Here is a 19,136-nt window from a genome sequence, read left to right on the forward strand (position 1 = left end):
GAGTGCGGCCGGCATGACACCGCTGGCTCCACAGGTCGGGGCCGTTACGATTGCACCGGCGGCGGCATTTTGTTCGCTGACGGCGAACGCATATGCGCTGACGATCCTGTTCTCCCGCGTCTCCGGGCTCTCATCAATATGCCGCTGATTATACAGAAGTTGCGCCTTGCGTTCGACCTGGAGACCGCCTTCCAGAATACCGGTGACTGAAATCCCTTCGTTGACCGAACGCTTCATCGCTTCCCAAATCCCATTGAGAAAATCCCATATCTGTTTGCCTTCACACTGCTCGACGTAATCGCTTAGGCGGATATGATTCGCTTTACAAATTTTACTGATTTCTGCAAAGCTGTTCTCTGGGTAGACATCGGGCGCCAGCATCTCCTCCCGTCCCTCAATAACGATGTCCCCGCCGCCGATACTTAAAGCACGCATGGATGTGGTTTGCTGCCCGTCTTTATGAGCGATAAAATCAACGGTATTGGGATGCGGCAGAGTAAAATCTGCGTGTGGAACAAATTCAATCTCCGTTGGAACGAGTGACAGTGCTCTAATAATGGCCTTGTCTGTCATATGTCCTTTGCCTGTTTTGGCAAGGGAACCATAAATCAGTGCCTTGAATCGTTCGGCATCCTCATTTTCTGATTTGAAGATTCTGGCGGCTTTCTCCGGCCCCATGGTATGGGAGCTGGATGGTCCAACTGCCAACCTTATAGAGTTCTGTCAACGATTTCATAGCACCCTTACACCCTTTCTGACTATTAGTCATTCCTCTGAAAACGTTCCTTGATGTTCAACAGCCTCTCATGTATACCCTCTTCATCAATGGCCATGTCATACAATTGGTGCGTAAGCTGGAGACCCTGATCGTTCGCAAGGGCTTTTTTCCATGAGCGCGACACAATCGGATGAGTAAGCTGTCTTACAGAGCGGGGGGCCTGCATGATCATCTCTGCCAGCTCCCACGCACGTGGAAGAAGCTTTTCACGAGGCAGTACCTCACTAACCAGACCAAGGTCTAATGCCGCTTGAGCATTAATGTTCATCCCCGTGTATGCGTAGTATGCCGCTTTCTTGGTTCCCAGTATATTCTGAAGTGCTAAGACGATTCCATCTCCAGGCGGTACACCGCCCAGGTAATGAGCATCAAAAAACTCTGTGCCTTCAGCACAAATGGTAATATCACAAAGCGTTCCCAGTTGCCAGTGTGAGCCTGTGCCATTGATCGCCCCAATGGTGGGAATGCCGATGCAATAGATCATATTTTCAATCATTCTGAGCGATTCATGATAGAAATCCAGTTTCCGGCTATTCGGCCAATCCATGAATTTTGTTGTCCAGACTTCAGGATTGCCTATTTGCCACAAATCTCCTGTCCCTGTAAGAATCATCACCTCATTCTCAGGGTCACGGCCAACATCTGACCATACATTGCCATATGCAGTTTGAGCCGTCCAGTCAAATTGAAGCGGTCCCCCGTGAGTGTGCATACGTACTTCGAGTATGCCGTCACGGCGGGTCATGAAGAACAAGTCCTTGTACTTCTCCGAGTATTCTTCGAATCGTGTAGGTCCCGCCATATCTCTATTGAACATCTTTGCCCATTAGACGTCCTTGCATTTTTTTCAGCCGCTCCAGAGCTCCTTCTTCATCAATGGCCATGTCATACATTTGGTGGGCAAGCTGGAACCCTTGATCACTGACCAGGGCTTGTTTCCATGGACGGGATATAATGGAATGGGACAGATGTCTCGTTGAACGCGGTGCCTGCATAATCATCTCCGCAAGCTCCCATGCGCGGGGAAGAAGCTTTTCGCGGGGCAGGACTTCACTAACGATGCCCAGGTCCAATGCGGTTTGACCATTGATATTCTTGCCGGTGTATGCGTAGTATGCTGCTTTCTTGAAACCGATCATGTTCTGCAGCGTGAGTAACATTCCATCTCCGGGAGGTGTGCCTCCCAGATAATGCGGATCAAAAAAGTCCGCGTCTTCTGTACAAATGGTAATATCACAGAGAGTTGCAAGTTCACAGTGCGTTCCCGGTCCATTGATCGCTCCGATTGTCGGGATGTCAATGCAGAATATCAAGTTCTCAAGCAGTCTCAGCGATTCATGATACTGTTCGAGCTTCTTTTGCTTCGGCCAGTCCATAAATTTTGTATTCCAGACATCAGGGTCCCCTATAACCCATTTATCCCCTGTTCCAGAAATAATCATTACTTCGTTCTCAGGGTCGCGGCCAATGTCTGACCATGCATGGGACCATGCCGTATGGGCTTCCCAAGAATGCTTGTACGGTCCTCCGTCGGTATGCAGCCGTACTTCGATGATTCCGTCACGACGTGTCATTAAAAGAAAGTCTTTGTACTTCACCGAATACTCATCAAATTTTGTTGGTCCAATCATACGTCTCTCTGTCATTTCAATTCCTCCTAGTTTTGTTTAGATATTATCTATTACTTTCAAGCCAATCTCTGGCGAAAGCAGCGTAAGCCGCAGCCCCTTTATAAAGCACCTCATCCGAGAACATCGTCTTTGGATGGTGCACAGGGTAACCATAACCTTCCTCGGTATTGCCTGCGTTAAGAAACACTGAGGTACTTGGCACCGCTTGTGATACAAATGCGAAGTCTTCCGATCCCATTAATTTACCGCCGGGTATCAATTGGGTTATACCGATAAAGGAACTGGCGCCAAAGGTGTTTGCAATAGTAGTTCTCATTTGACGGTTAAGCCCGTTGTCCGTTTGCACCTCAGGACATCCCCTGGTATAGATCACCTCCACCTTTGCCTGAAAAGTTTCTCCAATACCTGCAGAAATTTCGTGGATACGGGTTTCCATTTTATCCCGCAATGTGGCGTTAAATGAACGTACGCTTCCTTTCATTCTGGCCGTATCGGGAATCACGTTGTTTGTATTTCCGCCTTCCATCACTCCAATTGTAAGAACTGCATTATCAATTGGCGAAATTTCACGGCTTATGATTCCCTGCAGCGCCAGATGAAGATGAGCAGCTACATTTAATGGGTCTACTGCGGCGCTAGGCATCGCTCCATGTGCGCCCCTTCCGCGGATGATGACTTCGAACCAATCAGAAGAAGCTGAAATCGCTTCTCCGGCCTCAGGCAATACAAATTGCCCGACAGGAATCGGCATTCCAGTCAACACGTGTAGCATCATGGCTGCATCCACTTTAGGATTTTCGAGAATCCCATTCTCAAGCATCATCTTTGCCCCGTGCAGAGTCTCTTCACCCGGCTGAAACATAAGCTTAACCGTCCCGTGAAGCTGCTCTTCGTTAGTCTTCAGGATCTTCGCAGCTCCCAAGAGCATGGAAGTATGCAAGTCGTGGCCGCATGCATGCATGTTTCCGTTCAACGACGCAAAAGAAAGATCCGTTTCCTCTTGAATGGGCAGCCCATCCATATCCGCCCGGATAAGAATCACCTTCCCGGTATGTTGTCCGCCGATCGTAACCGTTAGACCTGACTCTCCTACGGGAGTGGGCTTAAGCCCCATCGACTCTAACACCTCTTTTACGTAGGCCGTTGTCCTGGGCAAACTTAAATCAAGTTCCGGAACCGCATGAAGATGATGCCTGTACATGACCAATTTTTCCTGCAGCTGATGGGCCATACCCAAAAAGTCTCCAGCTTCTTCAATCACAATGAACATCTCCCAAAACACATATTGAATGAACGTAAGAACAGAGTGAACATCCCCCCCTTTATATTTTAAGACTTTTTAAGAACACTTTTATCGTACTTTTAAAGGTATTCGATGTCAAGAGAAAACAAGACATTTTAAGAACACTATTTTGGAGGCTGCCGGAACATTGATATATCACATTTATTGTGATATAACTCTTTTGATTGAACTGTTTATGAAAGGAATCTACCATGAAAATCAAGCTGGGTATTATCACGCCTGAGACCCATATGGACTATTTCCGTGCCATTGAAGAAGAAATGCGGTCCTTATGTCAGTTCAGGTTTCTTACAATCAGCAACTTCCGGGAAACAACAGACATCTATCTCAAAAACTTAGGTTCGGTGGATGGATTTGTGATCAGTGGCAGGATGCTTTACGAGTCAATCGATAAGGAATGCCTGGATGAAAAAGTACCTGTTCACATTTTGCAGGATGATGAAAACCTACTTTATAGGGAACTTTTCCGGCTGCTGGTTACAGAACCTGGGCTTGATATATCCAGGATCTATGTGGATTATGCGTATATAATCGAGTCCTTCAGTGAATTCCAGCAATACCTTACTCATGAGGGAAAGCCCATTGACAGCGGAGATCTGCTCGAACGGGTGGAAACAATGCTCGACAACCATATCACTCTGTGGGAAGATAAGAAAATAGACCTGTCCATCACGGCGTTCGGCCACTTTGTTCCGGAACTCAAAAAGCACGGAGTCAGATATATCTTAATCCGGCCCACTTTGGAAAACGTTAAAGAGACCATAAGCGAGATTATCAACGAAATTACCATCCTCAAGCTTAAGAGCCAGAGGGCAGTTGTTGCATGCTTATCGGCCAAAACGGCGGAGTCGCCATCTGAAGAGCAGCTTCATGAGCTGAAAGTCCTTGTCGGCAGGTTTCTGCGCAGCGTAAATCTGGCAGACACGGCCCAAATTTCAGAAGGCTTTGTCAGACTATATACCACCTACGGAAATTTCATGAAAATCACCTCTAACGCGCATAACTGCACCCTGCTGGAGTATCTGGAAGGATACATAAGCGACAAGGTGAAAATCGGGTGGGGCTCGGGGCATGAATATTTTCAAGCTAACGTCAACGCCACCAAAGCTCACAGACAGGCGGAAGCCTTTACGGGCAGCTGCAGCTTTTTTATAAACGAGGATCAGAAGGTTATCGGCCCAATGCGGAGTATGAATGTCATACAGTTCTCTGAACAGGGGGACCCGGAAATCATGGCGTTAGCCAAAACCATCGGAATAAACAACATCAATTTGCAAAAAATCATGTCCTATGCAGAAATCATGAGAACCAATAAATTATCCTCTGAGGATGTTGCTGAGTGCCTGTACATGACCGTCAGAGGTGCAAACCGTATTCTTAACAAAATTGAAGAAAGTAAATACGTACAAACGGTATTTGAAAAACGGGACAACAGTAAAGGGCGGCCCAAAAAATACTACGAGCTGTTGTTTCTGGACAAAGAAGGGCGCAAAATAAGCAGATGATACGCATTGGCAAAAAAGGCACATTTTCAAAACTGAAAACGTGCCTTTTTTGCACTTATTTACCAAGTCAAATCATTTCCTGGTCGGACGACCAGCTCTGTACATGCTGCAGGAACCGCCGCGTTGCAGGGGAAGCATATTTCATCGAGTTGACCGCGATGCCAAGGGAACGGAAGCTGTGCTCCTCCAGCTCGAGCATGGCTACATGCTCATGCTGAAACCGGGTGACCAGCTCCGGTAGGATGCTGATGCCCAGGCCTTTCTCTACCATAGCTATGATCGCATAATCATCCCCGGCGGAGAACTTGATGTTCAGCTTAATCCCGGCCTTCTCCAGTACCCGCTGCACATCATAGTCCGAGCCGGGCTTCGGAATGATGAAGTCCTCGTAGGCAATCTGGGCCTGTGGCATATAAGTGGCTTTAATCAGCAGATGGTCGGTGGAGTGAGTCGCCAGCATCCGGTCCCGCTTTACCTGCTGCTTGAGCTGCTCATTCCATTTCAGATTCTCCCGGATGGGCTGAAGAACCTGTTTCCCGTTCACCGTCAGCTTCACACCAGAACGGCTGCGCACGAGCAGCGGGAAGCCGAATTCTTGCTCCAGGCTGCTGATCGTATGGCTGATGCCGGATTACGTGAAGCCCAGCGCCTCCGCCGCCTTCGTCAGACTGCCCAGCTCCACCACGCCAGGAACACTTCATAATGAGCAATACCTTGCAAATTTCGAGTATGCAAAAAGCCCTTGAATCTCCTCGACAGGAAACTCAAGAGCTCGTTCATTGTTAAATTGGTGCGGTCGAGAGGACTCGAACCTCCACGGGGGTTAGCCCACACGGACCTGAACCGTGCGCGTCTGCCAATTCCGCCACGACCGCATATAAATTGTCGTTTATCCTCGAAATATCAATCTTTCTTAGCGACAAGATAGATCTTACCATGCTCATATCAAGATGTCAAACCTTTTATGTTCGTTAATTTCCTCTTGATAAAAAAGGAATAATAAACTAAAATAAGAACATAAGTTCCCGGTAACAAAGATTCCTTTTTCAATCGGTTATGAATTATCATCACATTTTCCTAAGGCGGTGAATGGTAATGACCTCTTTAGATACTACTCAGCATGAATGGTCTCTTGTGAAAAGTTATCTGCTCCTTACCTTTATTCAAAAAGTATTTGAGCGGGACAGCCTAATTCTTGAAGAAAGCGGTATGCTGAAAACTCCTGATCTTTATGTCGAAATGGTTAACGCAGGTGTAGATCGTACCGGAATCCTGCTGTCTGAAATAAAACATGAATTTAATAAATATCACATTCATGTTCTGGACATACAACAAAACCACTCCGGCGTTCACGCCACCTATATAAGTAAAGGCAATCAAGAGCAGTTTAGTATGGCAATGCCAGCATTCCGTAAAGAAATGTATGAGCGGATGCGAGCATATCTGGGGCTCTCGACCTCCATGCCGCATACAGCCGCCCTTCCTTTACTAGAGAAACATCGCCCCGAATTACCAAACAATTCAACTTCCAAGCCTCTACGCATCATTGAACGAAGTTTGGTTACATCCTCTTTGGCCTATAAGCGTAAAACGTCTCGCCCTGCTGCTTTTGCTGCAAGCAGAAGAGCATAATCCCCGCACAACAAACACGCAAAAGAAAAAAGCTTCCGCAGACACCAACTGTGCTCGGAAGCTCCTTTCCATAACCATCATATATCCAAATTGATCTATATTCGCTTTCACGAAGTATAAGCATATCTATTAATGATTCGCTTTATTGCAACGCCTCCTGTACACGCGTAACCCCTTGGCTCAAAGCATGTCCTCCACCCACCGCTGCGGCTACAGCAATGGTCTCCATAATTTCCTGATCACTGGCACCTTTGGACCGCGCCTCGTCCACGTGATAAAATGTGCATACTTCATTGTTGGCAAATAAGCCAATACCTAGCGCAATCAGTTGCTTGGTTTTCTCATCTAAGCTGCCGGCTTGAAAGCACTCTCCAGTAAAGCGATGATATGCATGAACTACCTCAGGCAACTGATCTTCCAAATGGCTGATTTGATCCTTATATGCATGTACTTTTTCGTCCATAACCGTCATTGACACAGCACGTCCTCTCTGTTGGATTTTCCTTCATTACTGTGTCCGATTTAGAGTTTCTGTATGCCTAATGAATCACTCAGTTATTTTTATCCAACACCCATTTAGAACCATTCCTAATCCATATCTATCGGATTGTGACGCGGCTCGCTGAACGGCTGGTATGTATAGCTGCGATCCAATTTGACCACACGTCGATTCTGGCGGCGTATAAGCACCTGTTCATCATCCCATGCCAGTACGATGCCAACAACATCGTTGGACTCCAATCCATCACGTACGACACGCACCTTTTCACCGGAGAGTCGATAAGCATCCAATTCTTCGTCCATAATCATCCTTGTCCCCTCCTTATTCACTTTTTTTAACATAACGATCATGATTCTATATGCATGAAAAAAGTTTAAAAAGAGACCTAAACGAATCATTTAGGTCTCTTCTCTCTTACTACTTATATGGATTGCCAACAGAGCGACAAATTATCCCGACTGATTTACACTGTGATCATGTTCTTTTGTATCGTTCTTCTCGTACCAGAAGTCCAGCACTTGTGCAGACAACACTCGCTGATCTACATACTCCACTTGGTGAGCAGTAAATTCTTCTTTCCAAGAGAAGGACAATTCTTCGCATAGGTTAACCAACGTCAACAACTCAGACCAGGCCACATAGCGTTTATACCAAAAAAACTGAGGATGTTCAATCATATAGGGATACAAATCGTCGAATTCCGTATGCTTACAATCCAAGGCACGCTCAAAGTGTACTTTAGCCGCTGCCAGTTTTTCCAGAAAAAACTGTTCGGTCAATTGTTCTTTCCCCATGTTGCTGCCTCCTCTCCAAAACCTTATCTATATTATAAGCGAAATTGGAGCTCATGCAAAGGTTATTATTACAAATAAGAATCAGGAGTTTTGAATTGTTACTATTCAGCAAACTCAATCTTGCCGTCAGCTAACGACGAAATTTTGACCAATGACTCTACACGAATACCTTGCTCACGGATGGTTCTCGCTCCGGCCTGAAAGCTTTTTTCCACTGCCACACCGAACCCAACCAACTCCGCTCCGGAGCGTTGAATGATTTTAACCATGCCTCGCGCCGCATCACCATTAGCGATAATATCATCAATGAACAAAACACGGTCATCTTCGTGAATATATTGACGAGACAGCATAATATCCGTAACAATGCCTTTAGTAAACGAAGGTACGCGTTCACACAGCGCGTCTGGATCAGCTAATAGGGTCTTTTTACGACGAGCAAATACCAACGGTACACCCAATTCCAATGCTGTCGCAAACCCGATGGCAATGCCTGAGGACTCCACGGTCACTACTCTGGTAATCTTCTCTTCCTGGAAACGTGCTGCGAACTCTCGTCCCATTGCCATCGTCAGTTCTGGATCAACCTGGTGATTAAGCAAACCATCCAGCTTCAGCACCTGATCTGATGCAATCACGCCTTCATTTAAAATTCGTTTCTTTAATACTTCCATTACATGACCTCCCACGGCATTCCTATGCGGTAAAAGTACCATACTTCACCCGCCGCTTTCAAGCTACAGCTTCTTTCCATGCGATCATGTGACATTTTTTTTACGTTTGTTCCAGAACCATGCGGTGATTCCTCCCACAACGATTAAAAGAATAACGACCAGCCCTATCCGATGCGTCACCTTCTCCATTAACTTCGCCACCTGCTCCCAGTGCATGCCCACCGCATGTCCAATTCCCAAAAATGTACCGCACCACAGCAAAGCTCCTGCTGATGCATAACTGATATAGCGAAAAATGCCTAGACGGGTTGTACCTGCCAGATAAGAGGATACATGTCTCAAGCCGGGGACAAAATATCCGAACAGGATTCCCCATGTACCATAACGCCCAAACCAATTTTCAGAAGAGGCAATTCTAGAAGGCGTAAGCCTCACCCATTTTCCGTATCGATGCAAAAGTGGTTTGCCCAGCAGACGCCCCAGTGTGTAGCTAAGCATCATACCCGTCATACTACCGAAAAATGTGACTGCCAATGCAGCAATGAAGTTGTAGTGCCCTTGAGACACGAGCCCGCCGAAGGCGATCATTAGCACTTCGTCGGGTATCGGCATACCCGCTACTCCAAGTGCAAGCAAGCCGAACATTGCCAAATATCCGTATTCCAGTATCCATGCAAGGATTTGACCCATAAATTACGCTCCCGTCAAGCTATTCATTAATTCACTTTAATTATTTTCAGTCTCATCCAGTCATGTCCTATTTCAGTTGAACATAGTTTGTATTATATGCTCGCTGCAGCGTTATTCAAGCAGGCAAGGAGGGACTGGGGATGAAACGTAATATTCATGTTTTTCAGATTGCTTTTACATACATCGGTACAATCGTCGGTGCCGGATTTGCTACCGGACAAGAAATTCTGCAATTTTTTACGCAATATGGTCGTTGGGCTACACTCACTATTATGCTGTCCACAATCATATTTGTATGGTTGGGTACGAAAATGATGCTGATCGCTCATGATATTTCAGCCAAATCCTACGAGGACCTGAACAAACATCTTTTTGGCGCCAATGCCGGGAAATGGATTAGCTGGTTCACACTCATCGTGCTGATTGGCGTAAACAGTGTCATGCTGGCAGGAGCCGGCTCTGTTTTTGTAGAGCATCTTCATATGCATTACCAAACCGGACTGCTTATTACACTGATTGGAACTTATTTGCTGCTAAGTAAAGGCATTAAAGCCATCTTGCACATGAACACTGTGGTTGTTCCTTTAATGATCATCATGTCTCTTCTGCTCGTTCACAGCACGCTCTCTATGCCCAATCCTCAGAGTTTTATTACGAATACAACAGATCACAGTACATTTCGAACCTTGCTCTCTCCACTGCTGTACACATCCTTCAACCTAACTATGGCCCAAGCCGTGCTTGTACCCCTTGGTAGCCAAACCTTTTCCCGAAGAACCATCCGCTGGGGCGGAGTTTTGGGAGGAATTGGTGTCGGTTTTATGCTGATGGCTGCACACTTTGCCATGTCAGCACATATGCCGGGCATTCAGCAATTTGAAATCCCTATGGGAAGCATCGCTTACCGTCTGGGTGCCTTTGTCGAAATCATATACATTCTACTCATTTTCATGGAAATCTTCAGTACCTTTGTAGCCGACATTTATGGAGTCAGTCTGCAAATTCGTCAGCATGTCCAAATTTCGCCCAAGCTCATCACACTATTCATTATGCTCACCTGTTTTTTAATCAGTCAGTTCGGTTTCAGTTCACTGTTATCTGTCCTTTATCCTATTTTCGGAATGCTCAGTCTGATGTGGGTTAGTAAACTGATCATAGCAGGACGTGGGAGACCTTTCCGTTCCTCACGTCCTCGCTCCAGCTTTCGGCATTCTGATTCCAAACCAAGTGATACCCGTCATGGTTAATGTGGAAATTTCAAATACATTTTCTTCAACTCGTTAACCGCCCGACTTAAAGAATAGCTTGATTTAGCCTTATCGCAGGCAGATCTAGCCAACTCATAACGATAGGCAGGGTCAGCAATGACCTTTTCTAATGCGTCTGCCAGTGCCCTCGGATTGTCGGGTGGCACGAGCAGACCATTGACCCCGTTCTCAATCTGCTCAGGTATTCCTCCCACTTCTGTACCTACCAATGCCAGACAACTCAACGCTGCTTCCGCAAATACCGAACCAAAGGCCTCCGCCCGAGAAGGCAAAACAAATACATCAAAGAAGGGCATAAACTCTTCTGGATGAAGGGTATATCCATAAAAAATCGTCTCATGGTATATATCGAGCTGTCGCGCCATCTCTTCAAGCTCAGGGCGAACCGGACCGTCTCCAATAATATGAAGTACAAATTCCAGATTTCTTTTTTTAAGTTCAGCACAAGCCCGCAATAAAATATCCAGTCCTTTCGCCGGAACAAGGCGGCAAACGGTTATGAGCTGTGTCACTTCATTTTCGTGCGGAATGGGCTTGAAGCGCTTCTCATCATATCCATTCGGAATGACTGCAATGTCTTGCGGATTCTGAACGTAAGGAGTTAAGTAATGCTGAAAAGAATGAGATACGGCTATCAGGCGATCCGCCTTCTGCTCCATTTCCCCGTACAGTGACACCAAGAATTGGTGTTCAGGCCCGTTCTCCTCTATTTTCCCGTTTAGGATTAACTCCTTTTCATAGGAAGAGTGAATCGTCTGTACGAGCGGGATGTCAGGAAAAACAGTTTTCATAGCAATCCCGGCAATCGGATGATGAGCATGAATGAGGTCATAGGGCTTCTGAATACGAAGCCGGGTCCACCACAAATAGTCACGGTACGTCTGAATATATTTTTGAACGATTGGATATTGTTCATATCTCGTCCAGTCAAAGGTATCAAAAGTTACTTCGTCCCTACCCTTGTTGCGAATCCGTTTAGGGATTGAAAATAGTTCCATTTCCCAACGGGGGGATGTAAATCGCTCTTGCAGATATGGAATCATGGATGAAACGCCTCCCGGTTGCTCGGGTGGGAAAAAGAGAGCCTGTAGCAATTTCATGACGTGCTTCCCCTTTCAAGCATTAAACTGCCCGGATCACAGATTGTATGTATAGGTTTCCGGATTTTCTGAAAGATGATATATTGAGAATAAATGTTAGTCACAAAAGAAAATTATAACATTTTAAATGGGATAAATCCTGTCTATTGTATCGGGACGATATCATCCGTTCAATAGATTGACTATTTTTGCAAATGGAGTCGGTGATGTTGACGTTGTTGTCCTTATCGGGAACCTTAGATTTCCCATCTCTGGCCGAGGCCGTAAGTGCAGCCTGCGGTTTGTATATTATACTCATGATGGCACTGATGTGCGTGATCATATATAGCAGACAACGAAAAAAAGCCTATATCCTTTTTTCGGTTGCCGCTATTATTATTATGACATATGAAGCCATGAATCTCTATTCAGCAGGCGGAGGCAAGATACAACTCCAAGGAATCGTGTGGAAAAATGCGCTGGAGGCGTCTGCCTTTGTGCTCATTAATGCCGCCGTATTTCAACTCTACCGGAAGCTGAAACGTGTGCAGACATGGACCTTGCTACTGCTGGGTGCGTTATTGATATTGCCGGTTATTGCCTGGACTGCAGGTTTGTTGCCCGCTTGGATCAGCGCGGCGAAACTAGTTGGGTTTACTCTGTTTTATCGAATACTGGTACTTATACTGAGCCTTGTGTTCATCACCCCACGAATCGGGCAGCCAAAAAAGTATGTAGCGGGCTTATTCATGTATTTGCTCTGGCTCGGCTATTTGTGGCTACGAAATGACATCTCAGAAGAAGCTGGCAGGTCAAACACACTCCTATATATGTCATTTTTACCATTACTGTACTACACTACGTTATTCATCATTCTGTTTGAACGAATTGTGGAGCTGCTCCAAAGAATTTATCGTTCTTCTATCACCGATGGCCTGACAGGTCTATATAACCGTAAATATTTTTCGGGACGACTACGGCGATATATGGATCAAGGAATCCGCGTGTCGGTCATTTTTTGCGATATTGACAATTTCAAAAAGCTGAATGATACGCAGGGCCATGCTCGTGCGGATGAAGTACTCAAACAGGTGGCACAGATTATGGAGGATGAACTGGATGAAATCGGACTGACCGGACGATACGGTGGCGAGGAACTGGTCGCAATGGTTGTGGATCGACGTGCCAAGGTTGGACATGTCGCAGAACGTATCCGCGAGCGGGTCGCGGAAGAAAGCATTGTCACGATCAGTGTCGGACACAGTACAGTGAAGAAGGAAATGAACCCGGATGAACTGGTCAAGCAGGCCGATCAAGCGATGTACATATCCAAAACGACAGGTAAAAACAAGGTTACAGCTTATAAAGCAGCCGAAGTGAAAAAAAGTCGGGCAGCACGCGCACAATAATTTGCAAACTGCGATTCGTTGTTGAAAGTTGAGTTTGAATAATTCTCTGTCTGGTTGTCTATACCATAAAATGACGCACAGGAATCTCTTAAGAGCCTGTGCGTCATTTATATTTAATCTGTCTATCAAACTTCTGACGTTGCAGAGGCTATATCCCGGCCGATCCATGCCAGTTCTTCACTAGTCAGCTCTCGATAGCTGCCCAGTGGAAGCTGTTCATCCAGCTTCAATGGCCCCATGGCCGTTCTTTTCAAATAGGTCACCTTTTTACCAACCGCCTCGAACATACGCTTCACTTGATGAAACTTACCCTCATGGATTACAAGCGAAATATAGGAAATGACTTCTCCATCTGCCTGGTACGGATGTTCGTGGCGAAGAATGGTCAACTGCGCGGGAAGGGTAACATACCCATCATCCAGTTCCACCCCTGCTGTAAATTGATGAATATCCTCCTCCGTGACATGACCCGACACGGTAGCCTCATACGTTTTAGGGACATGTCGCCGTGGAGAAAGTAGTTCGTGCGCTAGCTTACCGTCGTTGGTCAACAACAATAGCCCTTCTGTATCTTTGTCTAAGCGTCCTACTGGAAAAGGCTCAAAGTGTCGTTCCTCCGCATTCAGCAAATCCAGTACCGTCCGCTCCCTTGTATCTTCGGTTGCAGATATAACACCCGGTGGCTTGTGCAGCATGATGTAAATATACTCCCGAAAAACAACACGTTCGCCGTTCACTTCAATCTGATCCTGGTATGGATGAACCTGTAAGCCGCTATCCTTGATGGTACTCCCGTTAACCGTGATCATCCCTTGCTTCACCTGTCGCTTGATATCACTACGGGAGCCATATCCCATATGGGTTAAAACTTTATCCAAACGTTGCGTTTGTCTCCCTTTTCCACTCATACCGATGTCCACCTCCAGCCTGTAGGGTATTCATTTTTGAGCATGCCGTCCTGCCACTTGCCCCACCCAGCCGAATAACCATCAATGCACACGAGAGTGTAGCCTTTGGGCTGGGCTTCGTTCCGCAGTGCCATTCTCTCAACGGGGATGGACAAGGTCTCCCCTTTTAAATACCGGATGGCCTCAGCATCTGAACTGGAGAGATTGATACTTCTAACCGCCTCTGAAGGGCGTAATGCCACCGCCAGCGGGTGTGAAGGCACAAAGCGACCATTCTTGTCGGCACCCATAAACCAGCCTGGTCGCACCACCTTAAGGCCGTCCAAACGATGTGATGCCAGTGGCGACTGATAAATGCGATCTCCGTAGACCACCGTATAGCCTGTAAAGGACACCTCCAGCTGCTCCTTAACAAATTGGTGATAGGACTCCAGCACATCCTGTGGAGAGCGTGCAGCGGATTTTACATTCTCTTTGCCAGAACGGGACTTATTGCCACCCAAGCCGCGCGCAGACTTTCCTTTACCGGACTTCCCGTCCATTCCTTTTCCACTTCGTTTAGGCTCACCAGTTGCATGTCTTCCTTGACCGCTTGGCGTCTGCGCTTCCTTGACGGACAAAAACTGCTTCTTCCGTGGATACGCTGCATCTATGTTCAACGCCCTGTCATTCTTGTCCTCACGTTCAGCCAATTCCCCGGATTCAGTGTGATCTTCTGTCCCAGCGGCATGACCACCCTGGTGTTGCAACACAGCGATAAAATGGCCTTCTCCCTCTACGAGATGCGGCCAAAGACGTGCTGTTCCCCGCAGTTCGGGGTGTGCTGCCGCGACCACTTCACTCATCCATTCCGGGTGGCCTGGTGCAAAACCTGCTTCCGATGGAACAGGGACTACGTCAAAATCGGGATGAGCCTCCAGAAATTCTGCGATCATTCCTTCATTTTCTTCTGGCGCAAAGGTGCAGGTCGAATAGACAATTCTCCCTCCAGCGCTCAGCATTGAGGCCGCTACACGCAAAATGTCCCGTTGCATGACTACACATTTATCTACCGAATGCGTTTCCCATTGTTTTGCCATGTCCTCATCCTTGCGGAACATACCTTCTCCCGAGCAAGGTGCGTCAATTAGTATCTTGTCAAAAAAATGTGGAAAGGCATCGGCGATTCGATCCGGGCTTTCATTCAGTACCACGGCATTACGCACACCGTACAATTCCACATTTTTAGCCAACGCTTTAGTTCGGTCCGCGCTAATATCATTTGTCACCAATACGCCGCTTCCTTGTAGTTTGGCAGCTATTTGGGTCGATTTCCCACCCGGTGCAGCGCATAAGTCCAATACAGCTTCGTCCTGAGCTACATTGAGCAGCTCAACTGGAGACATTGCACTCGGTTCCTGTACATAGTACAGCCCCGCATGGTAGTAAGGATGTAATCCCGGCTTTGTACCGTGCGGAATGTAAAAACCCGTGCCACACCACGGAATCGGCCGCAGCTCGAACGGAGAACGTTCCTTAAAGTCCTCGACCGGAATTTTTAACGTATTGACGCGAATCCCGGCATGGGGCGTGTGGTCATAGGTGGTCATAAATGCTTCAAATTCGTCGCCGAGCAATTGCTCCATGCGCTTTACAAATGCTGTGGGGAGCTGTACACCCATAATCGTGATCATCCTGTCCTTTTAAAATAAATTTTATTGTACCATATTCAACCTGTTATTCTGCAATATCCGTGTGATTTACAAACTTTCACTACAAGCTGTAATGTTGTATAATAATGAGATTCATAGCTACATATTTTGAATTTTGATAGGAGAGATTGCATTGAACGCACAAAAATCCAACAAAAAAAAGCTTATACCTGTCATCGGCTTTTTTGTTGTGCTGGTCATTTTGCTTGGAGTGCTGCTCGCTTTAAATTCAGGCACTAAAAACAAGCTGTATGGCGTTTCCACAGCCTCGTTAAATCCTGCTACTCAAGAGCTGCTGAATGACCCGAACTATCAGCAAATCATTAAGCCGGAAGATCTACAGAGCAAAATTGACAAAAAGGAAAACTTTTTCGTCTATCATTTCGCGTCCGACTGTGTGCATTGCCGCGCTACTACTCCCAAGCTCTTGCCTTTGAGCAAGCAGGAGAACATCACGATGCACGAATTTAACCTGCGTGAGTATGAGGATGGCTGGGACAAGTATAAGATTGAGTATACCCCTACGCTCATTTATTACGAAAAAGGCGTGGAAAAGGAACGTATGGTAGGCGGGTTGAAGGAAAGTCCTTCGGACAATGGGTACACACTCGACGATTTCAAAGCCTTCTTTGAGAAATATAAAAAGAACGTAACCTCCTAGACAAACGTTCACACACCTGAAAACGATAAAGCAGCCCGATCCCCATGAAACGGATCGGGCTGCTTGCTTAGCATGTGCTTCAAACTCAAGGCGCATTCTTCGTTTCCGCCGTGACAGAGCCTGAGCCGTCAGCGGCCTGTCTTCGCCTAATTGAAGCTGCCAGCGCCTGCTGACGCTGCTCATGCTTTTCCCCACGCCGAGGACCCCTCTGCTGTGGGATGTTGACTGGAATGGACGACGATGCCTTCTCCACGGCCCGGCGCAGCCCAGGCTCGACGATTTCAATCGTCAAATCCCGATAAACCGGCGGTTGATGCTGAAGCTCTTCCGTACCGGTCATAACAGCTTCAGCAAGCTGACGGGCGCAAACGCGCGCCTCATCCACCAGCTTTGCCATATTAATGCCTAGCAACTGTGAAGGAGCATGCTCCAGTCTGTGGACCGCACTGTCCAGCATCATATGTCCACCACGATAGTTACCATTCCGAAAATGATACAGTCCTACAGCAACTTGCAGCAAACCTTTATATACAGGGTCACGGTCCAGCTTAAGCCACAGCTCTTCCAGTACCTCATGACATTCAAAGTAATCCCGATCCCGATTGAAGTATACCAAATAAGTCACGTACAGCGGTTCGTAGGAAAGGTGTGCCATTTAATACTCATCCCTGTCTTCTTCCTTGGTAGAGGCTTCTAGCATCTCCTTGACCTCATCGTGAAGCAGCTTAATTCCTTCCATGTCGTGCCGTTCCCACAGTTCATTAAATCTGCGCTGCGCATCAATCGTTTCACTGATCTTATGGTAGAAATACAGCCGATGCATGCCTGTTAGCACTTTGGATACGATATTGGCTTCATCCTCAAACTTTTTCTGCGCTTCCAATATTTCAAGACGCATGGAAGACATCTCATTATCCAATACAAAGGCTGCCTCAGCTGCCTTTTTCAACCGTGTGCGCATATTGTCAGGCAAGCTTTCACGATACTTATAGCTAAGAGAATGCTCTATGGTTGCCCAAAAATTCATAGCCAAGGTACGGATTTGAATTTCTGCGAGTACGATTTTCAGCCCCACTGCTGTCTGAACCGGATACTCCACAATCATATGAAAGCTGCGATAGCCGCTGTCTTTATAATTGGTGATATAGTCCTTTTCATACAGTACGGTCAAATCCTTACGTCTTCTGATATATTCGGCCACCCGCCGAATATCCTCTACAAATTGACACATAATGCGAATGCCTGCAATATCCTCGATTCCCGTCTCCAGCTGATCAGAAGGAACCTGTAATCTCTTCGCCTTATCGAGGATGCTTGATATTTTTTTAACCCGTCCGGTTACGAATTCGATAGGAGCGTATTCCTCGCGCTTTTTCAGCTCCGCACGCATTGTTTTGAACTTGACCTTAAGCTCTTCCACCGCCTGATCGTATGGCAGTAAAAACGTTCCCCAGTCTCTTCCGTCCATCCCCGTACCTCCTGTCTCTTCCGACAAACACTTTTTTATCTGTGATCTGCACCAACAGCCTCGGTAATGTGTCTAAAGCCGTCCTTTCGAAGCAGCTCACGTAGGCCAGCATGTATAGCTCTATTTACTTCCGGCCCTTCGTAGATCAATGCTGTATAAATTTCAATCAGACTTGCGCCTGCTTTAATTTTGTCATAGGCATCACGACTCGTGAAAATACCGCCTGATCCGATAATAGGCAGCTTGCCTTCCGTCTGGCGGTACACCCGTCCGATGACCTCTGTGGAACGGTCACGCAGCGGCTTACCACTCAGCCCTCCTGTTTCACTCGCATTTCGGTGCGTCAGACCAGCTCTGGATATTGTTGTATTGGTCGCAATAATGCCGTCTACTCCACTGGCAGCAATCGCATCTGTCATATATTCCAATTCCTCATCCGATACATCCGGCGCAATTTTAACCAGTACAGACTTGGCATTGCCATACTTTTTCGCCTGGACTCCCATCTCTGCCCGAACCGCTTCCAATAGCGACTTCAGTTCATTACCATGCTGGAGCTTTCGTAAATCCGGCGTATTCGGCGAGCTAATATTCACTACAAAGAAGTCCGCATACGGATACAGTGCGGAAATACACTTTTCATAGTCCTTATGAGCATCCTCATTGGGTGTGTTTTTATTTTTGCCGATATTAACTGCGACCGGAACAGGCCGATGTTTGAGTGCAGCCAGACGTTTGGCCATGCTCTCAGCACCCAGATTGTTAAAGCCCATCCGATTGACTAACGCCTCATCGGGAGGCAGTCGGAACAAACGGGGCCGATCATTGCCGGGCTGTCCCACAGGTGTCACCGTTCCCACTTCCATAAATCCAAACCCGATAGAAGAAAAACCAGTAACCGCTTCTGCATTTTTATCCAGTCCTGCAGCCAGTCCAATCGGGTTGGGAAAATGAATGCCAAACAGATCAACGGCAAGCTCCTCCGTTTCCTTGACTCCATACATCCCTCGCAGTGTCGCTGCTCCACCAGGAAGTGAGCCCGCATGTTTTAAACCGTCAATGACTACATGATGGGCCGTCTCTGGACTCATTTTAAAAAAAACAGGTTTCGCAATCCTTCGATACAACACGATTCATCCACTC

The 19,136-nt window shown here is 46.8% G+C and carries 20 protein-coding genes, 1 tRNA gene and 2 pseudogenes; 5 read left to right on the forward strand and 18 right to left on the reverse strand.

The window, feature by feature from the left end:
- Positions 1-45: 45 nt before the first annotated feature.
- The 4 genes and pseudogenes from AC5ELV_RS02280 to AC5ELV_RS02295 all read right to left on the reverse strand — a co-directional run.
- Positions 46-678 (reverse strand): annotated as a pseudogene (locus AC5ELV_RS02280) (serine dehydratase beta chain); the annotation flags it as partial.
- An 83-nt stretch (positions 679-761) separates the two neighbouring features.
- On the reverse strand, positions 762-1,595 hold the full coding sequence (locus AC5ELV_RS02285) for an enoyl-CoA hydratase/isomerase family protein (protein ID WP_493428977.1): 834 nt from the start codon (positions 1,593-1,595) through the stop codon (positions 762-764).
- Entirely contained in the window at positions 1,585-2,424 is an 840-nt protein-coding gene (locus AC5ELV_RS02290) for an enoyl-CoA hydratase/isomerase family protein (RefSeq protein WP_250244562.1), read from the reverse strand. Before AC5ELV_RS02290 ends, AC5ELV_RS02285 begins: the two co-directional genes overlap by 11 nt.
- Positions 2,425-2,452: 28 nt before the next feature.
- Positions 2,453-3,679, reverse strand: coding sequence for a M20 metallopeptidase family protein (locus tag AC5ELV_RS02295; RefSeq protein ID WP_493428978.1), 1,227 nt, complete (start codon positions 3,677-3,679; stop codon positions 2,453-2,455).
- Between the two features lie 224 nt (positions 3,680-3,903).
- Here AC5ELV_RS02295 and AC5ELV_RS02300 point away from each other — a divergent pair, with 224 nt between their 5' ends.
- Complete coding sequence (locus tag AC5ELV_RS02300) at positions 3,904-5,217, forward strand: transcriptional regulator (protein WP_493428979.1); 1,314 nt, start codon at positions 3,904-3,906, stop codon at positions 5,215-5,217.
- 67 nt (positions 5,218-5,284) lie between these two features.
- Here the strand turns inward: AC5ELV_RS02300 and AC5ELV_RS02305 are convergent, their stop codons facing one another.
- From AC5ELV_RS02305 to AC5ELV_RS02315, 3 genes and pseudogenes are all read right to left on the reverse strand, one after another.
- A complete protein-coding gene (locus AC5ELV_RS02305; protein ID WP_348635857.1) occupies positions 5,285-5,761 on the reverse strand; it encodes a LysR family transcriptional regulator substrate-binding protein in 477 nt (158 codons plus the stop codon).
- Positions 5,762-5,797: 36 nt separating this feature from the next.
- Positions 5,798-5,842 (reverse strand): annotated as a pseudogene (locus AC5ELV_RS02310) (hypothetical protein); the annotation flags it as partial.
- Positions 5,843-6,005: 163 nt separating this feature from the next.
- A tRNA-Leu gene (locus tag AC5ELV_RS02315) sits at positions 6,006-6,092 on the reverse strand.
- A gap of 220 nt (positions 6,093-6,312) precedes the next feature.
- Between AC5ELV_RS02315 and AC5ELV_RS02320 the strand changes: the two genes are divergently transcribed.
- A complete protein-coding gene (locus AC5ELV_RS02320) occupies positions 6,313-6,849 on the forward strand; it encodes a YhjD family protein (protein ID WP_493428980.1) in 537 nt (178 codons plus the stop codon).
- A 142-nt stretch (positions 6,850-6,991) separates the two neighbouring features.
- Here the strand turns inward: AC5ELV_RS02320 and AC5ELV_RS02325 are convergent, their stop codons facing one another.
- The 5 genes from AC5ELV_RS02325 to AC5ELV_RS02345 form a co-directional block, all read right to left on the reverse strand.
- On the reverse strand, positions 6,992-7,321 hold the full coding sequence (locus tag AC5ELV_RS02325; RefSeq protein WP_493429339.1) for a carboxymuconolactone decarboxylase family protein: 330 nt from the start codon (positions 7,319-7,321) through the stop codon (positions 6,992-6,994).
- A 116-nt stretch (positions 7,322-7,437) separates the two neighbouring features.
- Positions 7,438-7,659, reverse strand: coding sequence for a hypothetical protein (locus AC5ELV_RS02330; protein WP_493428981.1), 222 nt, complete (start codon positions 7,657-7,659; stop codon positions 7,438-7,440).
- Positions 7,660-7,800: 141 nt separating this feature from the next.
- Positions 7,801-8,145: a hypothetical protein gene (locus tag AC5ELV_RS02335; RefSeq protein ID WP_007429850.1), complete on the reverse strand. Its 345-nt coding sequence runs from the start codon at positions 8,143-8,145 to the stop codon at positions 7,801-7,803.
- Between the two features lie 101 nt (positions 8,146-8,246).
- The gene (locus AC5ELV_RS02340) at positions 8,247-8,819 is read right to left on the reverse strand and encodes a xanthine phosphoribosyltransferase (RefSeq protein WP_493428982.1); all 573 of its coding nucleotides are present in this window, start codon (positions 8,817-8,819) and stop codon (positions 8,247-8,249) included.
- Positions 8,820-8,903: 84 nt separating this feature from the next.
- The gene (locus AC5ELV_RS02345) at positions 8,904-9,509 is read right to left on the reverse strand and encodes a DedA family protein (RefSeq protein WP_493428983.1); all 606 of its coding nucleotides are present in this window, start codon (positions 9,507-9,509) and stop codon (positions 8,904-8,906) included.
- Between the two features lie 140 nt (positions 9,510-9,649).
- On the opposite strand from AC5ELV_RS02345, the gene AC5ELV_RS02350 reads away from it, so the two are divergent.
- The gene (locus AC5ELV_RS02350) at positions 9,650-10,756 is read left to right on the forward strand and encodes a YkvI family membrane protein (RefSeq protein WP_493428984.1); all 1,107 of its coding nucleotides are present in this window, start codon (positions 9,650-9,652) and stop codon (positions 10,754-10,756) included.
- Here AC5ELV_RS02350 and AC5ELV_RS02355 read toward each other — a convergent pair.
- A complete protein-coding gene (locus AC5ELV_RS02355; protein WP_493428985.1) occupies positions 10,753-11,877 on the reverse strand; it encodes a glycosyltransferase family 4 protein in 1,125 nt (374 codons plus the stop codon). The two genes, AC5ELV_RS02350 and AC5ELV_RS02355, sit on opposite strands and share 4 nt — an antisense overlap.
- A gap of 206 nt (positions 11,878-12,083) precedes the next feature.
- On the opposite strand from AC5ELV_RS02355, the gene AC5ELV_RS02360 reads away from it, so the two are divergent.
- Entirely contained in the window at positions 12,084-13,265 is a 1,182-nt protein-coding gene (locus AC5ELV_RS02360) for a GGDEF domain-containing protein (protein ID WP_493428986.1), read from the forward strand.
- Positions 13,266-13,390: 125 nt separating this feature from the next.
- Here AC5ELV_RS02360 and AC5ELV_RS02365 read toward each other — a convergent pair whose 3' ends face one another.
- Positions 13,391-14,173, reverse strand: a complete 783-nt coding sequence (locus AC5ELV_RS02365) for a pseudouridine synthase (RefSeq protein ID WP_493428987.1) — start codon at positions 14,171-14,173, stop codon at positions 13,391-13,393.
- Positions 14,170-15,834, reverse strand: a complete 1,665-nt coding sequence (locus AC5ELV_RS02370) for an RsmB/NOP family class I SAM-dependent RNA methyltransferase (protein WP_493428988.1) — start codon at positions 15,832-15,834, stop codon at positions 14,170-14,172. Before AC5ELV_RS02370 ends, AC5ELV_RS02365 begins: the two co-directional genes overlap by 4 nt.
- 163 nt (positions 15,835-15,997) lie before the next feature.
- Here AC5ELV_RS02370 and AC5ELV_RS02375 point away from each other — a divergent pair, with 163 nt between their 5' ends.
- Positions 15,998-16,525: a thioredoxin family protein gene (locus AC5ELV_RS02375; RefSeq protein ID WP_013309735.1), complete on the forward strand. Its 528-nt coding sequence runs from the start codon at positions 15,998-16,000 to the stop codon at positions 16,523-16,525.
- A gap of 85 nt (positions 16,526-16,610) precedes the next feature.
- On the opposite strand, the gene AC5ELV_RS02380 is transcribed toward AC5ELV_RS02375, so the two are convergent.
- From AC5ELV_RS02380 to AC5ELV_RS02390, 3 genes are read right to left on the reverse strand one after another with little or no spacing between them, the layout of a single operon-like run.
- On the reverse strand, positions 16,611-17,180 hold the full coding sequence (locus tag AC5ELV_RS02380) for a DUF309 domain-containing protein (RefSeq protein ID WP_493428989.1): 570 nt from the start codon (positions 17,178-17,180) through the stop codon (positions 16,611-16,613).
- Positions 17,181-17,993 (reverse strand): GTP diphosphokinase, encoded by an 813-nt coding sequence (gene yjbM / locus AC5ELV_RS02385; RefSeq protein ID WP_023988035.1) that lies wholly within the window; start codon positions 17,991-17,993, stop codon positions 17,181-17,183. It lies immediately after the preceding gene.
- 35 nt (positions 17,994-18,028) lie between these two features.
- Complete coding sequence (locus tag AC5ELV_RS02390; RefSeq protein WP_493428990.1) at positions 18,029-19,123, reverse strand: quinone-dependent dihydroorotate dehydrogenase; 1,095 nt, start codon at positions 19,121-19,123, stop codon at positions 18,029-18,031.
- Positions 19,124-19,136: the final 13 nt, after the last annotated feature.

Source organism: Paenibacillus sp. NMA1017 (assembly GCF_058895805.1).

Coding starts and splice junctions, on each gene's coding strand:
- AC5ELV_RS02285 (WP_493428977.1), bottom strand. CDS start 1,595: ATGTTCAATAGAGATATGGCGGGACCTACACGATTCGAAGAATACTCG.
- AC5ELV_RS02290 (WP_250244562.1), bottom strand. CDS start 2,424: ATGACAGAGAGACGTATGATTGGACCAACAAAATTTGATGAGTATTCG.
- AC5ELV_RS02295 (WP_493428978.1), bottom strand. CDS start 3,679: ATGTTCATTGTGATTGAAGAAGCTGGAGACTTTTTGGGTATGGCCCAT.
- AC5ELV_RS02300 (WP_493428979.1), top strand. CDS start 3,904: ATGAAAATCAAGCTGGGTATTATCACGCCTGAGACCCATATGGACTAT.
- AC5ELV_RS02320 (WP_493428980.1), top strand. CDS start 6,313: ATGACCTCTTTAGATACTACTCAGCATGAATGGTCTCTTGTGAAAAGT.
- AC5ELV_RS02325 (WP_493429339.1), bottom strand. CDS start 7,321: ATGACGGTTATGGACGAAAAAGTACATGCATATAAGGATCAAATCAGC.
- AC5ELV_RS02330 (WP_493428981.1), bottom strand. CDS start 7,659: ATGATTATGGACGAAGAATTGGATGCTTATCGACTCTCCGGTGAAAAG.
- AC5ELV_RS02335 (WP_007429850.1), bottom strand. CDS start 8,145: ATGGGGAAAGAACAATTGACCGAACAGTTTTTTCTGGAAAAACTGGCA.
- AC5ELV_RS02340 (WP_493428982.1), bottom strand. CDS start 8,819: ATGGAAGTATTAAAGAAACGAATTTTAAATGAAGGCGTGATTGCATCA.
- AC5ELV_RS02345 (WP_493428983.1), bottom strand. CDS start 9,509: ATGGGTCAAATCCTTGCATGGATACTGGAATACGGATATTTGGCAATG.
- AC5ELV_RS02350 (WP_493428984.1), top strand. CDS start 9,650: ATGAAACGTAATATTCATGTTTTTCAGATTGCTTTTACATACATCGGT.
- AC5ELV_RS02355 (WP_493428985.1), bottom strand. CDS start 11,877: ATGAAATTGCTACAGGCTCTCTTTTTCCCACCCGAGCAACCGGGAGGC.
- AC5ELV_RS02360 (WP_493428986.1), top strand. CDS start 12,084: ATGTTGACGTTGTTGTCCTTATCGGGAACCTTAGATTTCCCATCTCTG.
- AC5ELV_RS02365 (WP_493428987.1), bottom strand. CDS start 14,173: ATGAGTGGAAAAGGGAGACAAACGCAACGTTTGGATAAAGTTTTAACC.
- AC5ELV_RS02370 (WP_493428988.1), bottom strand. CDS start 15,834: ATGGGTGTACAGCTCCCCACAGCATTTGTAAAGCGCATGGAGCAATTG.
- AC5ELV_RS02380 (WP_493428989.1), bottom strand. CDS start 17,180: ATGGCACACCTTTCCTACGAACCGCTGTACGTGACTTATTTGGTATAC.
- yjbM (WP_023988035.1), bottom strand. CDS start 17,993: ATGGACGGAAGAGACTGGGGAACGTTTTTACTGCCATACGATCAGGCG.